Raw genomic sequence first — 18884 nt, forward strand, 5'->3', positions numbered from 1 at the left:
TGTCGTGACGTCTTAGGGGGTCAGGTAGACGCGGGCTTCGTACGGACCGAGTTCGAACGTCTGCTGTGGAGCCGTCGGCACGTCGGTGTTCGCGATGGCGAGTTCGAGGCCGTCGAGCGCAACGCCATCGGGGACCGTGAACTCGACCGGGTCAGCGCCGACGTTGAGAACGATGAGTCCGCGTTCGTCACCGAGCGTGCGCGTGTAGACGAAGAGAGACGGGTCGTTCGGAAGGAGGAGGTCGAACGAACCATACACGAGGACGTCGCGTTCGTGCCGGAGTTCGATGAGGTCGCGGTAGTAGTGCCAGACCGAGCCCTCGTTCGCGCGGGCGTGTTCGACGTTGACCGTCTCGTAGTTCGCGTTGCATGCGATCCACGGTTCGCCGTCGGTGAATCCGGCGTGCTCCTCGCTCGACCACTGCATCGGCGTGCGGGCGTTGTCCCGACTGACGTATTCGATTGCATCTCGGAGGTCCTCGTAGGACTCGGCCGTTCCCTCTTCGAGCGCCTCCGCGACGAAATTCAGCGCCTCGATGTCCCGGAGTTCGTCCGTGGAGGCGAACGACGCGTTCGTCATCCCGAGTTCCTCACCCTGGTAGATGAAGGGAGTCCCCTGGAGCGTGTGGGTGAGCGTTCCGAGGAGTTTCGCGCTCGCTTCTCTCCACGCCTCGTCGTCGCCGAAGCGCGAGACCATCCGCGGCTGGTCGTGGTTGTTGAGGTAGAGACTGTTCCAGCCCGCTTCTGCGAGTCCGTTCTGCCACTTCGATAGGACCGCTTTAAAGTCGACGAGCGACCAGTCGCCAGCGTCCCATTTGTCCCCGTCGTGGTCGAAGGTGACGTGCTCGAACTGGAACACCATCGAGAGGCCATCACCGTCGTCGCCGACGTACTCCCTGGCGTCCGCAACACCGACACCGGGCGTCTCGCCGACAGTCAGGAGTGACTCGTCCGTGAGCACCTCGTCGCGCATCTCGCGAAGGTAGTCGTGGACGCTCGGACCGTTGAAGAAGTGCTCCGCGCCGGTCTGTTCGCTATCCTCGTCACCGTCTGGCAGCCCTTCCCGTTTCGAAATGAGATTGATGACGTCCATCCGGAACCCGTCGATTCCCTGGTCGAGCCACCAGTTCATCATCTCGTAGACGGACTCGCGGACGTCCGGATTACGCCAGTTGAGGTCCGGCTGTTTCTCGTCGAAGAGGTGGAGGTACCACTGTTTTCGCTCATCGTCGTACGTCCAGGCGGGCCCGCCGAAGGCCGACTCCCAGTTGTTGGGTGCAACCTCGTCGGTCGGCCCGTCAGCGGTGTCGTAGTCGGCATCGGCGGCCGGTCGTCCATCGCGCCAGTAGTAGTAGTCCTCGTAGTCGCCCTCCCGACGACGGGACCGCTCGAACCACTCGTGCTCGTCAGAGGTGTGGTTGACGACGAGGTCCATGATGAGGCGGATGTCCCGGTCGTGGAGTTCGGCGAGGAGCCGTCGCCAGTCGTCCATGTCGCCGTAGGCGTCGTGTATCGAGCGATAGTCACTGATGTCGTAGCCGTTGTCCGCCTGTGGCGATTCGTAGACCGGACAGAGCCAGACTGCGTCCACACCGAGGTCGTCCAGATAGTCTGCTCTGCGTTCGATACCACGTAAATCACCGATGCCGTCACCGTCTGCGTCGTCGAAGCTGCGCGGGTAGATCTGATAGACGACCGCTTCTTTCCACCACGACTCAGTCCCGCGTTCGACGACCGCCGTCCGTCTCATTGTCCCTCACCGGCATCAAACGACAGCTCGGCTGCAGAGCCATCGGGCTGGTCTGTTCGCGGCGAGTTCCATGTGGACTTCGTCGGCGATGCTGTCTGCGGCTGTCGGCGTCGGGAGTGTCGTCTCATGATCGGGAATCGGTCTGGAGCGACGTTGCTCTTGTTCGTCAAAGCCGAAGGGAGGCGGCCACTTAATTCTAGCTAGAATCTTAATCAACTGCTTGATTCAGAATCTTTATTGTGCCATCTATCACAATCGTAGATGCACCATGGGAACCAATAGCAACGAGAACACAGCGCAGTCACCGGTTACGCGCCGCCGATTCGTCAAAGCGGTCGGCGCGGCGAGCGGCGTGACGGGCCTTGCGGGGTGTCTCGGCGGAGGAAGTGGAGACAAGCCTGAGAAGGCGGACTCGGACCAGACAGTCGTTCGCCAGTACGCTGGCGTGGGGTCCAACGAATCGCCAGCGGTCAAGGACCAACTTCGCGAGGCGCTGTGGAGCGCAGGGCTCTCGGAGGACATCTACGTTGAAATCGTGGACGGCCCGTCGACAACAGACCAGTTGCTCAGTCAGTACCGCACGTGGCTCTCCGCAGGCCGAGAAGAACCGGATATCTTCACAATGGACTCCGGATGGACGATTCCGTTCATACAGCGGGGGCAAGTACAGAGTCTGGAAGAACTGTTGGACAGCAGTACGGTCAGCACCGTCAAGAACGACTTTTTCGAGGCGAGCGTCGCTTCCGCAAGTGCTCCTGACGGGACCTTGTACGGGGTGCCGGAATTCCCGGATTTCCCGACGATACAGTACCGGAAGGACCTCGTCGAGGACGCCGGGTACGACACCGACGGCTGGCAAACCGAACCGATGAGTTGGCAGCGGTTTGCCGAGATTACTGCTGACGTCAAAGCGCAGAACGACATCAAGTACGGCTACACGTTCCAAGCGGACAGCTACGGAGGGCTGGCCTGTTGTGACTTCAACGAATGGATGACGACGTGGGGTGGTGCCTACTTCGGTGGGTCCGAGAACCTGTTCGGACCGGTAAACGAACGCCCGGTCACGGTCAACAAAAAGGGAGCCGTGGACGCGATCAGGATGGTTCGGTCGTTCATCCACGGCGAAGACGACAAACACGGGATGGACATCCCCGGGAACATCGCTCCAGCCGCGACACTCGGGTGGACCGAGGAAACGTCCCGGAAACCGTTCACCAACGGCAACGCGGTCATGCACCGGAACTGGCCGTACTCGATTGCGATAAGCGGGGCAGAAGATGCGCTCGGTGACAAACTGGGCGTGATGCCGCTGCCGTACGGTGTCAAAGAAAGCGACGCCAAGTACAACGGGACTGGCGGAACCGCATCCGCGCTCGGCGGGTGGACCTCCGTCGTGAACCCGAACTCACAGAAGAAAGACGCGGTGGTGGAAGTGCTGAAAGCGAAGATGACCAAAGAGTTCTCGCTGTGGCAGTTCGAGACGCTCGGACTCTTACCGCCGAAGCCGGAGGTGTTCAACTCCGACGAAGCACGGAACGTCGACGTCATGGGACGCTACATGGATGCCTTGCAAACGGCGGGCAGCAACGCGGTCCCACGGCCGGTGACCACCGCCTGGCCAGACCAGTCTGGTGCGATTGCCAGCGCCGTCAACAAGGCCCTACAGAAGGGCAGCGGCGAGTCGCCACAACAAGCGATGGACAAGCTCGCGGGCAAGCTGACAGAAATCGAGGAACAGTCGGTCTGATCGCCTATGGCAACTGAACACAAGCAGTCGAGCGGCTTTCCACGCCCGGATTACATCATCGCCAACAAACTCGAGGGCCTCCCCGAAGAGCTGTACGCCTACCTCTTGCTGGTGCCGGCGTTCTTCATGGTGGGAGCGGTTGCACTCTGGCCGCTGGTGGACACGTTCACCATGTCACTTCACGCAGACGCCCTCACCGGCGTTTCTGTCGGTGATTTCATCGGAATCCAGAACTACGTGGACGTGCTGACCGGCCAACGCAACGCGGTGCTACCGGGGTCCTTCTGGTACGCCGTGGGCCTCACGGTCGTCTTCACAGTCGGGAGCGTCACGCTCGAGACAGTCGTTGGACTCGCACAAGCGTTAGTCCTCGATCAAGAGTTTCGTGGCCGTGCGTGGGTCCGGATGGCCATCATCCTTCCGTGGGCCGTCCCCGTCGTCGTTCAGGGGATGATGTTCTACCTCCTGTTCGAACCGAGCATCGGGTTTCTGGTCGCTCCGTTGCAGGAACTCGGCCTCTTCTCGTCGACACCGCTGTCGAACACACAAGATTCGCTCATCTTAATCACGCTCACGGACGCGTGGAAGACCTCCGCGTTCATGGCGCTCATCATCCTCGCCGGGATGCAGAGCATCGACCGGAGTCTCTACGACGTCAGCAAAGTCGCCGGGGCAACCGCCTGGCAACGGTTCAAGCTGATCACGTTCCCGTTGGTGCTTCCGGCTGTGCTGGTCGGGATGCTCTTCCGCACGCTGGGTGCGCTGAAAGTGTACGGCGTCATCGAGGTGCTGTCGGGGTGCCGCACAGTCCCGTCGATGACGTGTCTCGTCATCTCGGCGTTCCGGTCGAACCGCTACGGGACGTCAGCAACGCTCGCCTTCCTTACTGCACTGATAATCAGCGCGTTCATTCTCGTGTACCTGGTAAAGTTCGTGGACAGTCTCAGAGGAATCGGAGGGAGTGCATAGATGACGACCGCACAGAACACCGACGCCGAAGACGGTGGGGGGCCCTTCACCAACTGGGTCAAAAGCGCGATCGAGAACCCCGGGAAGGTGCACAGAGCGATGTTCTACGTCGCGCTCATCTTCTTCATGTTCACGACGCTCTTCCCGATCTACTGGCTCGTGGTGTTGTCACTCACGCCGAATGACCTCATCGTGAACATGGGTCCGATTCCACGCGGATTCAACATCTCCGTCTTCGTCGATATGTGGCAGACGGTTCCCCTCCACCAGTATATGTTCAACAGCTTCGTGATTGCCATCACGACGACGGCCTACGTCCTGCTCGTCTCGAGTCTGGCGGGATACGCGTTCGGACGGCTCGAATTCCGCGGGAAGGGTGGGCTCCTGCTGTTGCTGTTGATAATCTCGTTCTTCCCACCAGCGGCGTTCATCCTCCCGTTGTTCAAGCTCTTCACCGGGAATGTGGTGCTCTTCGGGCTTCACAGTCCGGACCTGTTCAACACGGTTGGTGCCATCATCGTTCCGTTCAGCGGACTGTTCCTTCCGTTGTCAGTTTTCATCCTGACGACATTCTACAGCCAGATTCCGGACGGACTCGAGGACGCAGCACGCGTGGAAGGGACGACGCGTATCGGCGCACTATTCAGAGTCATCATGCCGCTCTCGGCACCCGGGTTGTCGACCGCCGGGATTCTGACGTTCATCGCCGTCTACAACGAGTTCTTCTTCTCGTTCCTGATGACGACGGGACAGCCCGAGAACGGAGCCCCACTCGTGTGGGGCATTCTGGCCTTCCAGAGCCAGTACACCAGTCTGTACAACTACATGGCGGCCGCGAGCCTCATCGGGATTCTCCCGGTCGCGCTCATCGTGGTCGTCGCACAAGAGAAAATTGTCAGCGGTCTCACCGCCGGCGCAGTCAAGGAGTGATCCACTATGGGAAATGTTACACTTGAACACGTGACGAAGCAGTACGACGACGTAACGGCAGTCAACGACATGAATTTGGACATCCAAGACGGCGAGTTCGTCTGTCTCGTCGGGCCATCGGGCTGTGGGAAGTCGACGACGATGGAGACGATTGCTGGTCTCACGCTCCCGACGGCGGGCGAGATTACGATCGCTGGAAAGGACGTCACGAAGCTCCCACCGAAAGACCGGGGTATCGCGATGGTCTTCCAGAACATCGCGCTGTTCCCGCACATGGACGTCTACGACAACGTGAGCTTTGGGTTGCGACTCCGTGACTTCGAGACGGAGGAAATCGACCGCCGGGTCGAACGAGCGGCGGACATCCTCCAGATCGGTGACCTGTTGGACCGGCAACCCTCAGAACTGTCCGGTGGGCAGCGCCAACGCGTCGCCATCGGACGCGCGATCGTCCGAGAGCCAGAGGCGTTCCTCATGGACGAACCGCTCGCGAACCTCGACGCGAAGCTTCGCGTTCACATGCGAACCGAACTCCAGCGCCTGCACAAGGAACTGGACACGACGATCATCTACGTGACACACGATCAGGCGGAGGCGATGACGATGTCCGATCGTATCGCGGTCCTCAACAACGGTCAACTGCAGCAAATCGCACCACCGCTAACCTGTTACAACGAACCAGCGAACCGCTTTGTCGCCGGGTTCATCGGGTCGCCATCGATGAATTTCATCGAGGGTGAAGTCGGCCACGACGGCTTCGAGTCGGAGTTCATCTCCGTCGAGTTCGACCCGACTGCGTTCGACGTCTCCGTCGGTGACGCGGTAACACTCGGAGTTCGACCAGAAGACGTCCATCTCACCGGCGAAGCCGGTAGCATTGCGCACCCGACAGACCCAGTCGACACGGTCACTGACGTCATCGAGCCGATGGGGAACGAAATCTTCGTCTACCTCACGCACGGGTCTCGCGAGCGAACGACCATGGACGAGGAGCAACGAAAGGGAGACCAGTTGCTGATGAGCGTCGACCCCGACGTCGAACTCTCAGAGGAAGAAGCCGTCACGGTTCGCTTCGACCGTGCGAATCTCCATCTGTTCGACCAGCAGTCGGGCGACGCGCGCTGTCACGGTCTCGTGAGTTCTCACAGCACAGCGACGAGCGAACAGCGCACCACCGCCGAGGACTGACGATGCTCGAGACACTCACTATCGTGTACGTCAGCGCGGTTACGGTGCTGTTTTTCTTCTGGATCTACGGCATCTACGCGTTCTTCCGCGACTGTCGACGGACGTACGTTCCGAAGGGTCGCCAGACCCTTCGTGGGTGGCGTTCGATGTGGACCGAAGGAGACGAACAGGAACTCGACGAACACGAGAAACAGCTCCTCTAAATCGACGAGACAGATATCCACCAACAGTCTCTCCGAACGTTGACAGATGAACAACCAAATAACTCGATGACCCCTACCTACCACTATCATGTCTCAGCGCGGTGAGGAAAGCGACGCGATGCTCAGAGAGGAACTGGGCGACTTCGGATTCTCGGACAAAGAGATCGATGTCTACCTCGCATTGTTGTCCTTAGGCGAAGCGGCGACGAGTGCGATTTCGGAAGCGGCGGACGTCTCTCAACAGGCGGTCTACACCATTACTGACCGACTCGAAGACCGAGGCCTGGTCCGTGTCAACGACCACGCTTCGCCGAAGACGATTCGTGCAGTTCCCCCAAAAGAGTCGATGGCTGCGTTATCGAGTCGGATCGATTCGATTACACCGGTTCTGGATAGTCGGTTCAACGACACGAAGCCACAGACGCCTGAGCTCAAGATGGTGAAATCCCACGAGACAGCTCTCAAACGGCTTCAGGAGGCGATTTCCCAGGCTCAACGCGAGGTCATCGTTGCGATTCCAGAGCGCGTCTATCCGGATATCGAACACGAGTTACAGGCTGCGAGAGAGCGGGACGTGCTGGTATTCCTGTTAGTACAGGACGTCGACGACCCCTCGACGGCACGGGAGCGTTTCAGCGGTGCCGCGGATATCGTTCGCTGTTGGACCGAGAACATCTTGTTCCTGTTCGCGACGGATACGCAGTCGGCGAACCCGTCGGTCCACCAGTCGGCCTTAGTTGGCGACGCGCTCTTGCTGTCCGGCACACACGAAACAGGTGACGGTGTGGCGGTCTCTGAGAAACATCTTGCAGGTTCGATTCACGGGATGTTCTTCAGTGCCTACTGGCCGGCCGGAACTGAGGTGTTCATCACCGACCCCGACCCACTCCCGAAGACGTACGACTGGTTCCGACAAGCGGTCTTCCACGCGATGCTCCACAAGAAGCGTGGGACGGATATCTGGGCGGACATCGAGACGGACGACGGAGAGACGATTTCCGGACGAGTCAGCAACATTAGCCAAGCACTCATTGCACCCACGACGAACGAATACACGTTACAGACGAGTCTGACCCTCGAGACCGACGAGGGTGAGATGAGCGTCGGCGGACGGAACGCGATTCTCGAAAACTACGAAGCGAAATCTGTCACGCTTCGCGTGGAATAAGTGGGTCCGAAGTTCGGCGGAGGCGTACGCGTCGTACGCCGAAGCTCCTCACTCGCAAGCCCCACTCACACGCAGTACAGAAACGGCTTCATGAGCGCGACGCGGTCGCCGTCTTCGAGTCGCGTGTCGAAGCCGTCGAGGTTCTCGTTGAACACGCCGTTGACGAGGACGCGGGCGTAGGGCCGCGTCTGCTCTCCTTCCGGGTTCTTCCGCCACGTGCCCGGGGGTTGTTCCACCCGCGCCCACCCGCGCGTCGTCGCGTCCGCCTCGCGCTCCGCGATGACGAGGTCGCGCACGTCGTACGCCGCGAAGAACGCGTCGAGGAACGCCCGGAGCGTCTCGCCCGCGAAGGTGAACTCCACCCGGTGGGTGCCCGCGGCCGACCTGACGTGGCCGGTCAGGTTGACCTCGACCGTCGTTTGTGTCGTCTCTGTGGAGTCCGTTGTCTCCGACGCCGCTTCTGTCGCTTCCTCTGCCGCTCCCGCCGCTCCCGTCTCTCTCCGCTCCGCCCGCTCGGTGATCCCTGTCTCCATAGGTCCCGCTACGCGCCGAAGCCGAATGAGCGAGGTCCCGAACACGTTCGATCGCGAGCGAAAACGGGATTCCCGGGAAAAACTGTTGTCTGGTTAACAACTAATTCGCTCGCGCCACGACACGAAGGTGCCATGCGAATCGTTCCAACTCGCCTGTACGGTGCAGTCGTCCACAGTTCGGTGTTCCTCGGCGCGTCGACAATCGCCGAAGTGTTCGTCGCGTCCGCGCTCGCCGGAATCACGCCGAACGCCGCCCTCGTCGTCGGTTTCCTCATCACCATCGGTATCTACAACTTCGACAAGCTCGCGGACCTCGACGCCGACGCGGAGAACTACGCGGAACGGACCGCCTTCGTGGCGTCTCACCCGCGGCTGTACGCCGCCTTCTCGGTGGTCGTCGTCGCCGTCGCGCTCTGGCTCGCCGTCCGCCACGGCGGCGTCTACGGTCTCGGGCTGACGCTGTTCCCGGGCGTCATCGCGGTGTTCTACACCGTCCCGCTCGTTCCCCTCCCCTCCGTCGACCGGCTCAAAGACGTGTTCATCGTCAACACCGCGACGGTGTCGCTCGCGTGGGCGGTCCCCGTGGCGTTCATCCCGCTCGCGGTCGCCGCGACCGCACCCGACTACGCCGCCGGCGCGGCCGTCGCGGCGGGCTGGTTCTTCCTCCGGTCGGCCATCTCGGTCGAAGTCCACAACGTCCGCGACGTCACCGGCGACGCGCGAAACGGCGTCGAGACCCTGCCGACGGTCGTCGGCGTCCGCCGCACGCAACTGAGCCTCTACGGGTTAGAACTCGTCTCGCTCGGCCTCGTCTCGGGTGCAGCGTGGCTCGGCGTCGTCCCCGCGTGGGCCCCGGTCGCGCTCCTGCCCGCCGTCGCCTACTCCACGTGGATTACCGCCGCGCTCACCGAGTCGAACCGCTCGGTCGAGCGGCTCTGTACGCTCCGCGACGGCGAGGGCGTGCTGATGGCCGTCGGCGTCGCGGTCGCCGCCGCGGCTGTCGGAACCGGCGGCGCGCTCGCGTGACGTGTCAACAGCGGATACAACGCCGCTGAGACGGGGTTGGAGGCGTCGTCGTCTCGCGACAGTCGGCTCGAAATCTCGAATACGTTTTTGTCATGTGGTGAATAACTATTCAGTTAGTGTTCCCGAGCATCGAGTGGGTCCCCTTCGAACAGTTGGTGTTCGGAAGCGACGTCAGCGCACGCCTGCTGATACAGCCGGTCTCACTCATCGTCGTCGTCGTCGGCCTGATGGTCATCACCGGCGTCGTAAGCGGCTACGTCGCCCTGTTCGCGTGGCGACGGCGCTCGACGCCCGGCGCAACCGGGCTCATCGTGTTCGGCCTCGCCAGCGGCTGGTGGTCGGCGGGCTACCTGTTGGAACTCCTCGTCGCGGACCTGACGCTCAAACTCGTCCTTGCGAACCTCCAGTGGGCCGGCGTCCTCGTGGCCCCCATCGCCTGGTTCCTCTTCGCGTTTTCCTACGCCGGCCGGGACCGGTTCACCGCGCCGGCGGTGCTGCTCGTCCTCTCGGTGCCCTCTCTGGTCGGCCTCGTCGCCGTCTGGACCAACCCCGCACACCACCTGATGTGGAGTTCGGTCAGCGTCGTTCCAGCTATCGGCCAGACGATTACCGTCCTCCAGACCGAGTGGGGACCGCTGTACTGGCTCGTGTTGGGATACAGCTACCTGCTGTGGGTCGCCGGCACGGTCGTCATCTTCCGGACGGCGCTCGACATGCCGACGATCTACCGACTCCAGGCCGCCACTCTCATCGTCGGGGCACTCATGCCCGTGCTCGGAAACGCCGCCACGACGCTTCTCGAACTCTACGGCCCGGCCATCGATATGACGCCCGCGGCGTTCGCGTTCGCCGGGCTCGCGTGTACCGTCGCGGTCAGCCGGTTCGAACTCCTCGAATCCCGGCCGGTCCCCCGGTGGGTCGCCCGCGAACGCGTGGTCGAGACGATGACCGACGCGGTCCTCGTCACCGACACGAAGTGGCGTATCACCGACGCGAACCAGGCGGCCAAGCGAATCCTCGGCGACCCCGCCGCAGAACTCAAAGGCAACCCCGTCAGCGACGTTATCGAGGAGTTCTCGCCCGACGAGCGGGACACGGACCACCTCACCGTCAGGCTCGGGTCGGGACACCGGTACTTCGAACTCCGGACGAGCGCCTTTACCGACCACCACGGCCGCGATATCGGCCACGCGCTCGTCTTCCGCGACGTGACCGACCGCCGGCTGAACCTCCAGCAACTCGAGGTGATGAACCGCGTCCTCCGACACAACCTCCGGACCGAGGCGAACCTCCTCGAAGGCTACGCGAACCTCGTCTTGGACGACATCGACGCCGGCGAACTCGACGACGCGCGGACCCACGCGCAGACGGTCCACGACCACGCGTCGACGCTCGTCAACATCAGTCAGAAGGCGCGCAAACTCGGCGCGACCCGCGAGGGCGACGGCGACGGCAACGGCGACATCCGTCTCCGCCCCGCGGCCGTCCAAATACAGGCCGCCGCGGACGCCATCCGAACCGAGTTCGCCCACGCGAACGTCCGCGTCCACGACCTTCCCGACCACGACTTCGTCTGTGCTCCCACGCTCGAACCCATCGTCCGCGAACTCGTCGAAAACGGCGTCCAACACGACCCAGCGGCGACGCCGGTCGTCACGGTGACGACGACCCACGAGGGCGACGAACTCACGATTCGAATCGAGGACAACGGCCCCGGTATCAGGCCGAGCGAACTCGCCGCCATCAACGCCCACGGCGAGACGCAACTCCGACACGCGAGCGGCCTCGGTCTCTGGCTGGTCAAGTGGGGCGTCGACCAACTCGGCGGGACGGTCACGTTCGACGCCCACGACGAGGGCGGGACCGAAGTGGTGCTTCGGATTCCGGCGTTGCGGGGGGAGTAGCTGGAGGGTTCAGAGAACCGCGACCGAACCTCGACGGTTCCAGTTTTGATAACCACGCGCCTAGAGATTGTTCAATATCGCAACTAGTAACGCGATGTCTAAATTCCTTAGACCGGTTTATAGGCCCGATTAACCGCGTAATCACCGGTTTCAGTTCGATTTGCATCAGCAACACGGTGCAGTAAATTCTTAAATATGAATACTCGGCAAGCCACGGTGTATGCCTACCCAAGGCGATAACGACGGGGCGGAGCCACCCACTCCGACCCTCGAATTCGGTGCTGCCTCGACTCCCGCGGCGGCGGGCGCGGTCCCGGCGCCCGTCCCCCCGGACGACCCGAACGCGTGGTACGCCCCGACCGTCCGCTCGCAGTACGAAGTCGCCCCCGACACCGTCGTCACCATCAGCGACGCGGACCACGGCTTCGACTACGCGGTCCGAGAGCCGACGCTCGGGACGCGCGAGACCGCCGCGCTGGAGACCGTCCGCGACCACTTCTCGACCGTCGCCCGACGACGACCGCTCACCCGCGAGGGCGCGGCGACCCGCGCCGAGACCGGTCTCTCGCCGAAGTACCGGCGCATCTTCGACCGACTGCTCGACCTCCCGCCGACCGCCCGCAGACGCGTCGAACACCACGCGCTGTCCGAGCTGCGGCTCCTCGGCGCAGTCACGCCGCTGGCGCTCGACGAGCGCATCGAAGTCGTCGACGCCGGTCGCGGCGACGGCTCCGAGCGACTGGTCGTCCACACCGAGGACTTCGCGCCGGCGACGACGACGTTCGACTCCGACGTGACGTTCGCCGACCGCATCGCCGCCGAGCGGGTCGACCACTACACCGTCCCCTTCGCCGGCTACGACGTGGACGTGGTGGTCTACCGCGACCGACTCCTCGGCGACGACCGCTTCGCCACGAAGTACGCCGTCCTCGAACCGGACCTCGTCCCCGGCGACGCCGAACTCATCGAGGAGTGCAAGGAGCGAATCTGGGAGGCGAACGTCGACGACGTGGTCACGGACCGCATCGAGTTCGTCCGCGACCGCGCCCGCGAGTTCCTCTCGCGGCGACTGACCGCCCGCAACACCCGAGCGTGGGTCGACGCCACGAGGTTCCGCGTCCGCGCCGCGCTCTCGGAGTACGGCCTCGCGCTCCCGCCGGTCGACCGCCGGTTCGCCGAGGACCGCCTCGACGACCTCGTCTACTACGTCCTCCGCGACTACGTCGGCGAGGGCGTCCTCACCGTTCCCATCCGCGACCCCCACCTCGAAGACGTGGAGGCCAACCGCGTCGGCGAACGGGTCAAAGTTATTCCGCGGGCCGACGTGACCGGTCGCGGCGGCCTCCGCGTGCCGACGAACCTCGTCTTCGAAGACGAGACGGAGTTCACGAACGTCGTCACCCAACTCGCCGCGGCCGACGGGGTGGAGCTGAACGCCTCGAACCCGAGCGCGAAGGTGAACCTCCGACCCGGCGCGGTCGGCGGCGACCCCGCGTCGGCCGACACCGACGAGACGATTCGGTGCGCCGTCGCCCTTCCCGTCATCTCCGAGGGCGGCCCGCACGTCTCGATTCGCAAGCAGACCGGCGACGTACTCACGCCGGTCGACCTCGTCGAGAGCGGGTCGCTATCGACCGAGCTCGTCACCCTGCTGTGGCTCTGTTACGAACACAACCGCGTCGTCCTCTTTTCGGGTGCGACTGGGGTTGGAAAAACGACGTTGATGAACGCGTGCATGCCGTTCGTCCCGTACGACCACCGACCAATCAGCATCGACGAGGGCTCCCGCGAGGTCCACCTCCCCCACGAGACGGGCGTCTCGCTGACGACGCGCGACCACGAGTCCGAGTTCAAGCGCGTCTCGATGGCCGACCTGATGACCGAGGCGAACTACCTCAACCCCGACGTCGAGGTCATCGCCGAAATCAACACGCCCGAGTCGTTCGCCACCTTCGCCGAGACGCTCAACACCGGCCACGGCGTCATCGGCACGACCCACGCCGCCGACATCGAGACGCTCGTCAACCGCGTCATCGAGCAGGGTCTCCCGCCGTACCTCCTCCGCGAACTCGACCTCGTCGTCTTCCCGCACAAGGTCGACGGCGAGCGGTACGTCTCCGAGGTGGTCGAACTCGTCCCCGAGTCCGAGTACGACGAGACGTGGGGCCGACGCGGCGTCGTCGAGAAAGGCGGCCGAACGCTCCATTGGAACACGGTCGGCCGACGGACGCCCGACGGCTCGTTCGACCTCTCGTACGAGCACCCGCAGTTGGGCGACGACCGCCGACGCGTCGGAATCCGGCTGTTTCACCGTATCGCTGAGGCCACCGACCGCGACGTGGAGGCCGTCGAGCGCGAGTTCCACCGGAAGCACCGCTACGTGGAGTACCTCGTCCGCGAGCGGGTGACCGACGTGGACCGGCTGTTCGGCTTCCTCTCGGACCTCCGGACCGACGAGGCCGCGACGGTCGAGCGGGTCCGCCGGCGGATGGCCGAGCGAACGGCAACTGACGGAAACCGCGACCGCGACGACGAGGCCGAGTCGTGACCGGGTTCGACGCCGGATTCGACGAGCGACGGGTCGGCCGCGTCCGCTCGCTTTCGGTCCTCGACAGGGCGCTGTACGCGCTGTTCGCCCGCCACGTCGACGCCGCGCGACACGACCGGGACCGCCGCCGCTACCGCGGCACCGACATGCGGATGAGCTTCGACCTCTATCTCGCCCGTGCCTACGGTCTCGCGTGGGCGACCGGCCTGTTCGTCGCGTTCCCGACGGTGCTCGTCGTGCTCGCCGTTCCCGACTCGACGGTCGACGCCGTCCTCTCCGTCCTCCGCGCGGTGCTCCCGTTTTTCGAACACGTCCCGATACCCGTGGTTCCGCGGCTTCCCGTGGCCGGCGTGTTCGCACTCGCGGTCGCGATGGCGACGCGGCGCGTCCTCCTCGCCGTCGCCGGGCAGTACCTCGGCTGGCGGGCGACCGCTCGGCGAGAGAACATCGAGCGGACCCTCCCCGGTGCGGTCCGCTATCTCCACGTCCTCTCGTCGGGGAGCGACGGCCCCCGCGAGATGCTTCAGCGCGTCGCCGAGACCGACGCCTACGGCGAGACTGCGGTCGCCTTCCGGGGCGTCCTCAACACAGCCTCGCTGACCGGCAACGTGAACGAGGGCCTGCGGCGCGTCGCCCGCGACACGCCCTCCGAGGGGATGCTCGCGCCGTTCCTCCTGAAGTTCCGCGAGCACGCGGGACAGGGCGACGACGCGCTCCGGAACTATCTGCGAATGGAGAGTCGGATGCTCGGCCACCGACAGGACCGCGCCCGCGAGCGCGCCGAGGGCTTCCTCGAACTGCTCGCCGAGTTGTTCATCGTCCTCCTCGTCCTTCCCTCGCTGCTCGTCATCGTCCTCACGGTGATGAGCGTCATCGCGCCCGGCCTCTCCGCGCCGGTCGTCACGCCGCTCGGCCAGACGACCACGCGCGGTATCGTCGTCTACGCGAGCGCCGCGTTCATCGTCGGCGTCGGCCTCGGCGCGAGCGTGCTCGTCGCAGGGCTCCGACCGCCGGACCAGTCCGTCGAGTACGACCGGCCGACCGGCGCGGTCCGCGTCCTCGACTCGGCGCTGTCGAACCCGGCCAGCGCGGCCGTCGTATTCGTCCTCCCGGCGCTCGTCGTGGCCGGTGTCGCGTGGGTCGTCGGCGCTGACGCCGTCGGCGTCGCGCTCGCCGGCTACGTCGCCTACGCGGCCCCGGTCGGCCTCGTCGGCGTCCGCCGCGCCCGCCTCGACGACGCGAAAGACCGCGAGTTGAAGGACTTCGTCCACGCCGTCTCGGGCCACGTCAGCCTCGGGCGACCCTTCGGGGATGCGGTCGAGCGCGTCGGCCGCGACGTGGACCTCGGCCCGCTCGATTCCGACGTGGCCGACCTCGCGCTCAACCTCCGATTCACCGCGCCGAGTTCCGGCACCGACGTGAACCTCCGGACAGCCGCGTTGGCGCGGTTCGTCGACCGCGTCGGGACGCCCATGGCCGAACAGACCATCGGCCTCGTCGTCGGCGCGCTGGACGGCGGCAGCGACACGGGGACCGTCTTCGACACGCTCCAGACCGAAATCGGTCGCCTCTATCACGAAAAGCGCGCGCTCCGGTCGGGGCTGCTCGTCTACGTCGCCGTCGGCTGGACGACTGCGCTCCTCGTTATCGGAATCACCGTCGCCGTCAACGTCCACGTCTTCGACGGCTTCGCCCAACTCTCGACGCTCTCGACCGGTGGGTCGTTCGCCATCAACGCCGGGGCGGTCGACCTCGAACGCGACCGCTACCGGATGTACGTCGTCACGCAGGCGACGATGCTCGCGTCTGGCTGGTTCGCCGGGACGGCGAGCCGCGGGCGCTACGAGGCGTTGCTCCACTCCGGCGCGCTCGTCGTCGCGTGCTACCTCGTCTACGCCGGGGTGGGACTGATATGAGCGCGGCGCGCGGCCAAGCGAACGTCGTCGGCGTCGCGCTCCTGCTCGGCATCGGCGTCGTCGCAATCGGCCTCCTGACCGCCAGCGTCGGCGGGCTCGTGGACGCCCAAATTGCGACCGCGGACGCCGACACCGCCGCCGACGGGCTGTCGTCGCTCCGAGACGGCGTCGTCGCCGGCGCGAACGACAGCTACCCGGTTCGCGTCACGGACGGCGACCTCTCGCGGGTGAACAGGACGGTCCGAGTCATCCCCGAGACGGGGGCCAACAGAACCTACGACGCCGACGGCTACGTCGCCGACCTCGGCGGCCAACGCGTGGCGTTCGTCGGCGGCGCGGTCGTCCGCGGAACCGGCGACGCGGCCTCGCTGGTCACGCCCGTCCCGCTGTCGTTCGCCGGCGACGCGGCGTTTCTCACGGTGCCCGTTCTGACTGACGAGGCCACAGACGGCGGCGGTCTCGGCGGAGGTGCGGCGCTCCGAACCCGCACGACGCGAGTCGTGTCCGACCTGCCGAGCGACGAGTACACCGTCGCCGTCGAGACGGCGACTCCCGAGGCATGGGAGCGGGCGTTCGAACGTCGCGGGTTCGGCACGGCCCGAGCCGACTTCGACGGCGACGGCACCGAGAGCGTCGTCGCCACCGTACCCGGCGACCGGACGCTCACGGTCGCTCGGTACGACCTCTCCGTGGTGGTCGCCCGTGGCTGACGCTCCTCAGCCACGGCTCCCGTCGCCGCCGGAGTTCGGCTTTCACGCCGCAAATCGAGCCGCGGTCCCCGTCGTCGGAAAGGCGCTCGAAGCCGCCATCGTCGTGCTGTTCATCGGGCTCTTGACGACCGTGCTGTTCGGCGGCGTCGTCCCCGACCACCGCGCCGCGGTCGGTCACGAACTCGCCGACCGAACGCTCGCGACGGCGACTGAGCAAGTCGAAGCGACTGCCGTCGTCCCCGGGTCGGCGGTCCGCGGGTCCAGACGGGCCGACGTGGACCTCCCCCGCGCGATTCGCGGGAGTTCCTACCGAATCGCGTACGTCCCGAACGCCACGCTCACGGCCGGCCCGAACGAGACTGGCTCGAACGCCACCGCACCGATGCTGGTCCTCGACCACCCGAATGACGCGTTCGACCGCCGACTCCCGGTCACTCTCCCCGAGTCGGTGACCGTCACCGGCGAGTGGGACAGCGGGAACGATTGCGTGGTTCGCGTCGCGGTCGAGGACGACGGTGCGACGCTCGAACTCGCGAACGAGCCCGTGGCCGGAGGAGACGATGAGTAGCCGTACCCGCGCCACGGCACGCGCCCAGACGACGCTCGCCGGACTCGCGGTGGCGCTCGTGCTCGTGACCGCAGTCACGGTCGGGGCCGTCGCCGCCGCCGACCGAGTCCTCGCGGACGCGGCCGGCGAGTCGCTCGAACAGCACCGCGCCGAGCGCGCCGCGGACGCGCTCGTCACGGACTCTCCGCTCGTCTCGTCCGACGACGGGAGCGACGCGATCGACCTCGCGCTCGCGAACGACACGAACGCGACCGCGCTCGCCGCCGCCGTCCCGTCACTCCGCGACGCGGCGTTTCGCGTCCGAGTCGATGGCCGGACGATAGCTGAGCGGGGCGACCCGTCGGGCGGACACACGGTCGGTCGCGGCGCGCTCGCCGTCAGTCGGCGGAGCGTCGGCGCGACAATCGACCTCTCGGAGGAGACCACCGCGACGCTCGACGGGCGGACGAACCGCGTCCGACTCGACGTGAACCCGGGGGCAAACACGACGATTCGAACGATTCGAGTCGACGACAGGGTCGTCCTCCACCGACCGACCGGAATCGAGGGAGAGCGCGTCGTCGAGGTGTCGTCCCGCTCGGACCCGCTGATTCGCGTCGAAACCGCCGAGTCCGACCCGTCGGGGAGCGTCGACGCGTCGGCGACGGCGCTCGACTCGACCGTCGTTCGACTCGAGGTGACCGTCGATGCGTGAGCGTCGCGACGACCGTTCGCGGCGGATGCGCCCCCACCGCGCGGCCGTCGGAACCCGCACGAGGAACAGAGACCGTGGACAGCTTTCGCTGACGGTCGTCGAAGCGGCCGTCGCAACGTTGTTCGTCCTCGCCGTCGCGGCGGGATTCGCGCTCGCACCGCCCGCGCCGGCTTCCGAGTCGGACTCGCTGGAGCGGCAGGCGACGGACGCCGCGTCGCTGGTGGCGTCAGTACCTGCGGAAGCACCGGGAACGCTCCTCGGCGTGGCCTGCACGTCGTCGGGCGACTTCGACGCCCGGGCGGCGCGGCTTCACGAAGTCGCCTCGGCCGGACTCCCGAACGGAGCGTTCGTCTCGCTCCGAACCGACGTCGGTTCGGTCGGTCGGCCGCCGCCGGAGACCGCTCGGGTGGGAACCGCGACCGCCGTGGTCCCGCGCTGTACCGCGACGCTCGAGGTGTGGTATCCGTGAGCCGGTCCGCCACCGACTCGGACGACTGGGCCGCCTCGTCGGACGACGACCGAGGTCAACTGGTGCTCGTCTCCGGGGCGGTCGTCGTCGTCGCCCTGCTCGCGCTTCTCGTCGTCCACGCGCAACTCGGCTTCGCCGGCGTGGCCGGGACGACCGAGCAACCACCGCTGAACGCCGTCGTGGGGACGACCGACGACGCGGTCGAACTGGCGACCGCCGGCGTCGCGGGCCGGTACGTCTGGGCGACGAGGGACGCCGCGGTCGAAGACTTCCGCTCGCGTCTCGACCCCGCGCTGACGAGCGTCGAACGCGCACACGCCGGCGAGGGTGGCGTCGCGCTGACGACGAACGACTCCGCGGCCGCCGGATGGGCGCTCAGAAACTGTCCCGACGGCCCGTACCGGGAGTTCGGCCCCTGCGTCGCCGACGACGGTGTCGTCGTTCAAGAGCGCGCAGGGGAGACGGCCGTCGTCGCCGTCCTCGTCGATGTTCGAGTCGCCACGCCCCGCTCGCGGACGGACCTGACGGTCGCCGTACGCCCGAACTAACCGCCGGCCGAACC

The 18884-nt window shown here is 65.4% G+C and carries 17 protein-coding genes; 15 read left to right on the forward strand and 2 right to left on the reverse strand.

What is annotated here, in order from left to right; all coding sequences use genetic code 11:
- Window positions 1-12: 12 nt before the first annotated feature.
- Window positions 13-1749 carry a glycoside hydrolase family 13 protein gene (locus AUR65_RS18185; RefSeq protein ID WP_058568522.1) on the reverse strand — a complete coding sequence of 579 codons (1737 nt, stop codon included), beginning with the start codon at window positions 1747-1749 and terminating at the stop codon, window positions 13-15.
- A gap of 268 nt (window positions 1750-2017) precedes the next feature.
- On the opposite strand from AUR65_RS18185, the gene AUR65_RS18190 reads away from it, so the two are divergent.
- The 6 genes from AUR65_RS18190 (at window position 2018) to AUR65_RS18215 (ending at window position 7954) form a co-directional block, all read left to right on the forward strand.
- Window positions 2018-3496 (forward strand): extracellular solute-binding protein, encoded by a 1479-nt coding sequence (locus AUR65_RS18190; RefSeq protein ID WP_058568523.1) that lies wholly within the window; start codon window positions 2018-2020, stop codon window positions 3494-3496.
- Between the two features lie 6 nt (window positions 3497-3502).
- Complete coding sequence (locus tag AUR65_RS18195) at window positions 3503-4465, forward strand: carbohydrate ABC transporter permease (protein ID WP_058568524.1); 963 nt, start codon at window positions 3503-3505, stop codon at window positions 4463-4465.
- Entirely contained in the window at window positions 4466-5395 is a 930-nt protein-coding gene (locus tag AUR65_RS18200) for a carbohydrate ABC transporter permease (RefSeq protein WP_058568525.1), read from the forward strand.
- A 6-nt stretch (window positions 5396-5401) separates the two neighbouring features.
- Window positions 5402-6583, forward strand: a complete 1182-nt coding sequence (locus AUR65_RS18205) for an ABC transporter ATP-binding protein (RefSeq protein WP_058568526.1) — start codon at window positions 5402-5404, stop codon at window positions 6581-6583.
- A 2-nt stretch (window positions 6584-6585) separates the two neighbouring features.
- Window positions 6586-6786 (forward strand): hypothetical protein, encoded by a 201-nt coding sequence (locus tag AUR65_RS18210; RefSeq protein ID WP_058568527.1) that lies wholly within the window; start codon window positions 6586-6588, stop codon window positions 6784-6786.
- Between the two features lie 88 nt (window positions 6787-6874).
- Window positions 6875-7954 carry a TrmB family transcriptional regulator gene (locus AUR65_RS18215; RefSeq protein ID WP_084816531.1) on the forward strand — a complete coding sequence of 360 codons (1080 nt, stop codon included), beginning with the start codon at window positions 6875-6877 and terminating at the stop codon, window positions 7952-7954.
- Window positions 7955-8019: 65 nt separating this feature from the next.
- Here AUR65_RS18215 and AUR65_RS18220 read toward each other — a convergent pair whose 3' ends face one another.
- Window positions 8020-8487, reverse strand: a complete 468-nt coding sequence (locus AUR65_RS18220; RefSeq protein WP_233194426.1) for a ubiquitin family protein — start codon at window positions 8485-8487, stop codon at window positions 8020-8022.
- A gap of 132 nt (window positions 8488-8619) precedes the next feature.
- On the opposite strand from AUR65_RS18220, the gene AUR65_RS18225 reads away from it, so the two are divergent.
- The 9 genes from AUR65_RS18225 (at window position 8620) to AUR65_RS18265 (ending at window position 18870) form a co-directional block, all read left to right on the forward strand.
- Window positions 8620-9513, forward strand: a complete 894-nt coding sequence (locus AUR65_RS18225; protein WP_058568528.1) for a UbiA family prenyltransferase — start codon at window positions 8620-8622, stop codon at window positions 9511-9513.
- 116 nt (window positions 9514-9629) lie between these two features.
- On the forward strand, window positions 9630-11417 hold the full coding sequence (locus AUR65_RS18230; protein ID WP_058568529.1) for a histidine kinase N-terminal 7TM domain-containing protein: 1788 nt from the start codon (window positions 9630-9632) through the stop codon (window positions 11415-11417).
- Between the two features lie 220 nt (window positions 11418-11637).
- Entirely contained in the window at window positions 11638-13965 is a 2328-nt protein-coding gene (locus AUR65_RS18235) for a type II/IV secretion system ATPase subunit (protein ID WP_058568530.1), read from the forward strand.
- Window positions 13962-15881 carry a type II secretion system F family protein gene (locus AUR65_RS18240; protein WP_058568531.1) on the forward strand — a complete coding sequence of 640 codons (1920 nt, stop codon included), beginning with the start codon at window positions 13962-13964 and terminating at the stop codon, window positions 15879-15881. Before AUR65_RS18235 ends, AUR65_RS18240 begins: the two co-directional genes overlap by 4 nt.
- Complete coding sequence (locus tag AUR65_RS18245; RefSeq protein ID WP_058568532.1) at window positions 15878-16591, forward strand: DUF7289 family protein; 714 nt, start codon at window positions 15878-15880, stop codon at window positions 16589-16591. Before AUR65_RS18240 ends, AUR65_RS18245 begins: the two co-directional genes overlap by 4 nt.
- Window positions 16584-17159, forward strand: coding sequence for a DUF7266 family protein (locus AUR65_RS18250; protein WP_058568533.1), 576 nt, complete (start codon window positions 16584-16586; stop codon window positions 17157-17159). The genes AUR65_RS18245 and AUR65_RS18250 overlap by 8 nt, the downstream gene beginning before the upstream one ends.
- Window positions 17152-17853 carry a DUF7263 family protein gene (locus tag AUR65_RS18255; protein WP_058568534.1) on the forward strand — a complete coding sequence of 234 codons (702 nt, stop codon included), beginning with the start codon at window positions 17152-17154 and terminating at the stop codon, window positions 17851-17853. Before AUR65_RS18250 ends, AUR65_RS18255 begins: the two co-directional genes overlap by 8 nt.
- On the forward strand, window positions 17846-18322 hold the full coding sequence (locus AUR65_RS18260; RefSeq protein WP_103429274.1) for a DUF7262 family protein: 477 nt from the start codon (window positions 17846-17848) through the stop codon (window positions 18320-18322). The genes AUR65_RS18255 and AUR65_RS18260 overlap by 8 nt, the downstream gene beginning before the upstream one ends.
- Complete coding sequence (locus tag AUR65_RS18265) at window positions 18319-18870, forward strand: DUF7261 family protein (RefSeq protein WP_058568536.1); 552 nt, start codon at window positions 18319-18321, stop codon at window positions 18868-18870. The genes AUR65_RS18260 and AUR65_RS18265 overlap by 4 nt, the downstream gene beginning before the upstream one ends.
- Window positions 18871-18884 lie beyond the last annotated feature (14 nt).

This window comes from Haloferax marisrubri, from assembly GCF_001469875.2.
Taxonomy (GTDB): Archaea; Halobacteriota; Halobacteria; order Halobacteriales; family Haloferacaceae; genus Haloferax; species Haloferax marisrubri.

Bases quoted from the DNA above. Each gene is read 5' to 3' on its own strand.
- AUR65_RS18260 (WP_103429274.1), top strand. From the start codon at position 17,846: ATGCGTGAGCGTCGCGACGACCGTTCGCGGCGGATGCGCCCCCACCGC.
- AUR65_RS18190 (WP_058568523.1), top strand. From the start codon at position 2,018: ATGGGAACCAATAGCAACGAGAACACAGCGCAGTCACCGGTTACGCGC.
- AUR65_RS18195 (WP_058568524.1), top strand. From the start codon at position 3,503: ATGGCAACTGAACACAAGCAGTCGAGCGGCTTTCCACGCCCGGATTAC.
- AUR65_RS18185 (WP_058568522.1), bottom strand. From the start codon at position 1,749: ATGAGACGGACGGCGGTCGTCGAACGCGGGACTGAGTCGTGGTGGAAA.
- AUR65_RS18225 (WP_058568528.1), top strand. From the start codon at position 8,620: ATGCGAATCGTTCCAACTCGCCTGTACGGTGCAGTCGTCCACAGTTCG.
- AUR65_RS18245 (WP_058568532.1), top strand. From the start codon at position 15,878: ATGAGCGCGGCGCGCGGCCAAGCGAACGTCGTCGGCGTCGCGCTCCTG.
- AUR65_RS18255 (WP_058568534.1), top strand. From the start codon at position 17,152: ATGAGTAGCCGTACCCGCGCCACGGCACGCGCCCAGACGACGCTCGCC.
- AUR65_RS18215 (WP_084816531.1), top strand. From the start codon at position 6,875: ATGTCTCAGCGCGGTGAGGAAAGCGACGCGATGCTCAGAGAGGAACTG.
- AUR65_RS18200 (WP_058568525.1), top strand. From the start codon at position 4,466: ATGACGACCGCACAGAACACCGACGCCGAAGACGGTGGGGGGCCCTTC.
- AUR65_RS18210 (WP_058568527.1), top strand. From the start codon at position 6,586: ATGCTCGAGACACTCACTATCGTGTACGTCAGCGCGGTTACGGTGCTG.
- AUR65_RS18235 (WP_058568530.1), top strand. From the start codon at position 11,638: ATGCCTACCCAAGGCGATAACGACGGGGCGGAGCCACCCACTCCGACC.
- AUR65_RS18205 (WP_058568526.1), top strand. From the start codon at position 5,402: ATGGGAAATGTTACACTTGAACACGTGACGAAGCAGTACGACGACGTA.
- AUR65_RS18220 (WP_233194426.1), bottom strand. From the start codon at position 8,487: ATGGAGACAGGGATCACCGAGCGGGCGGAGCGGAGAGAGACGGGAGCG.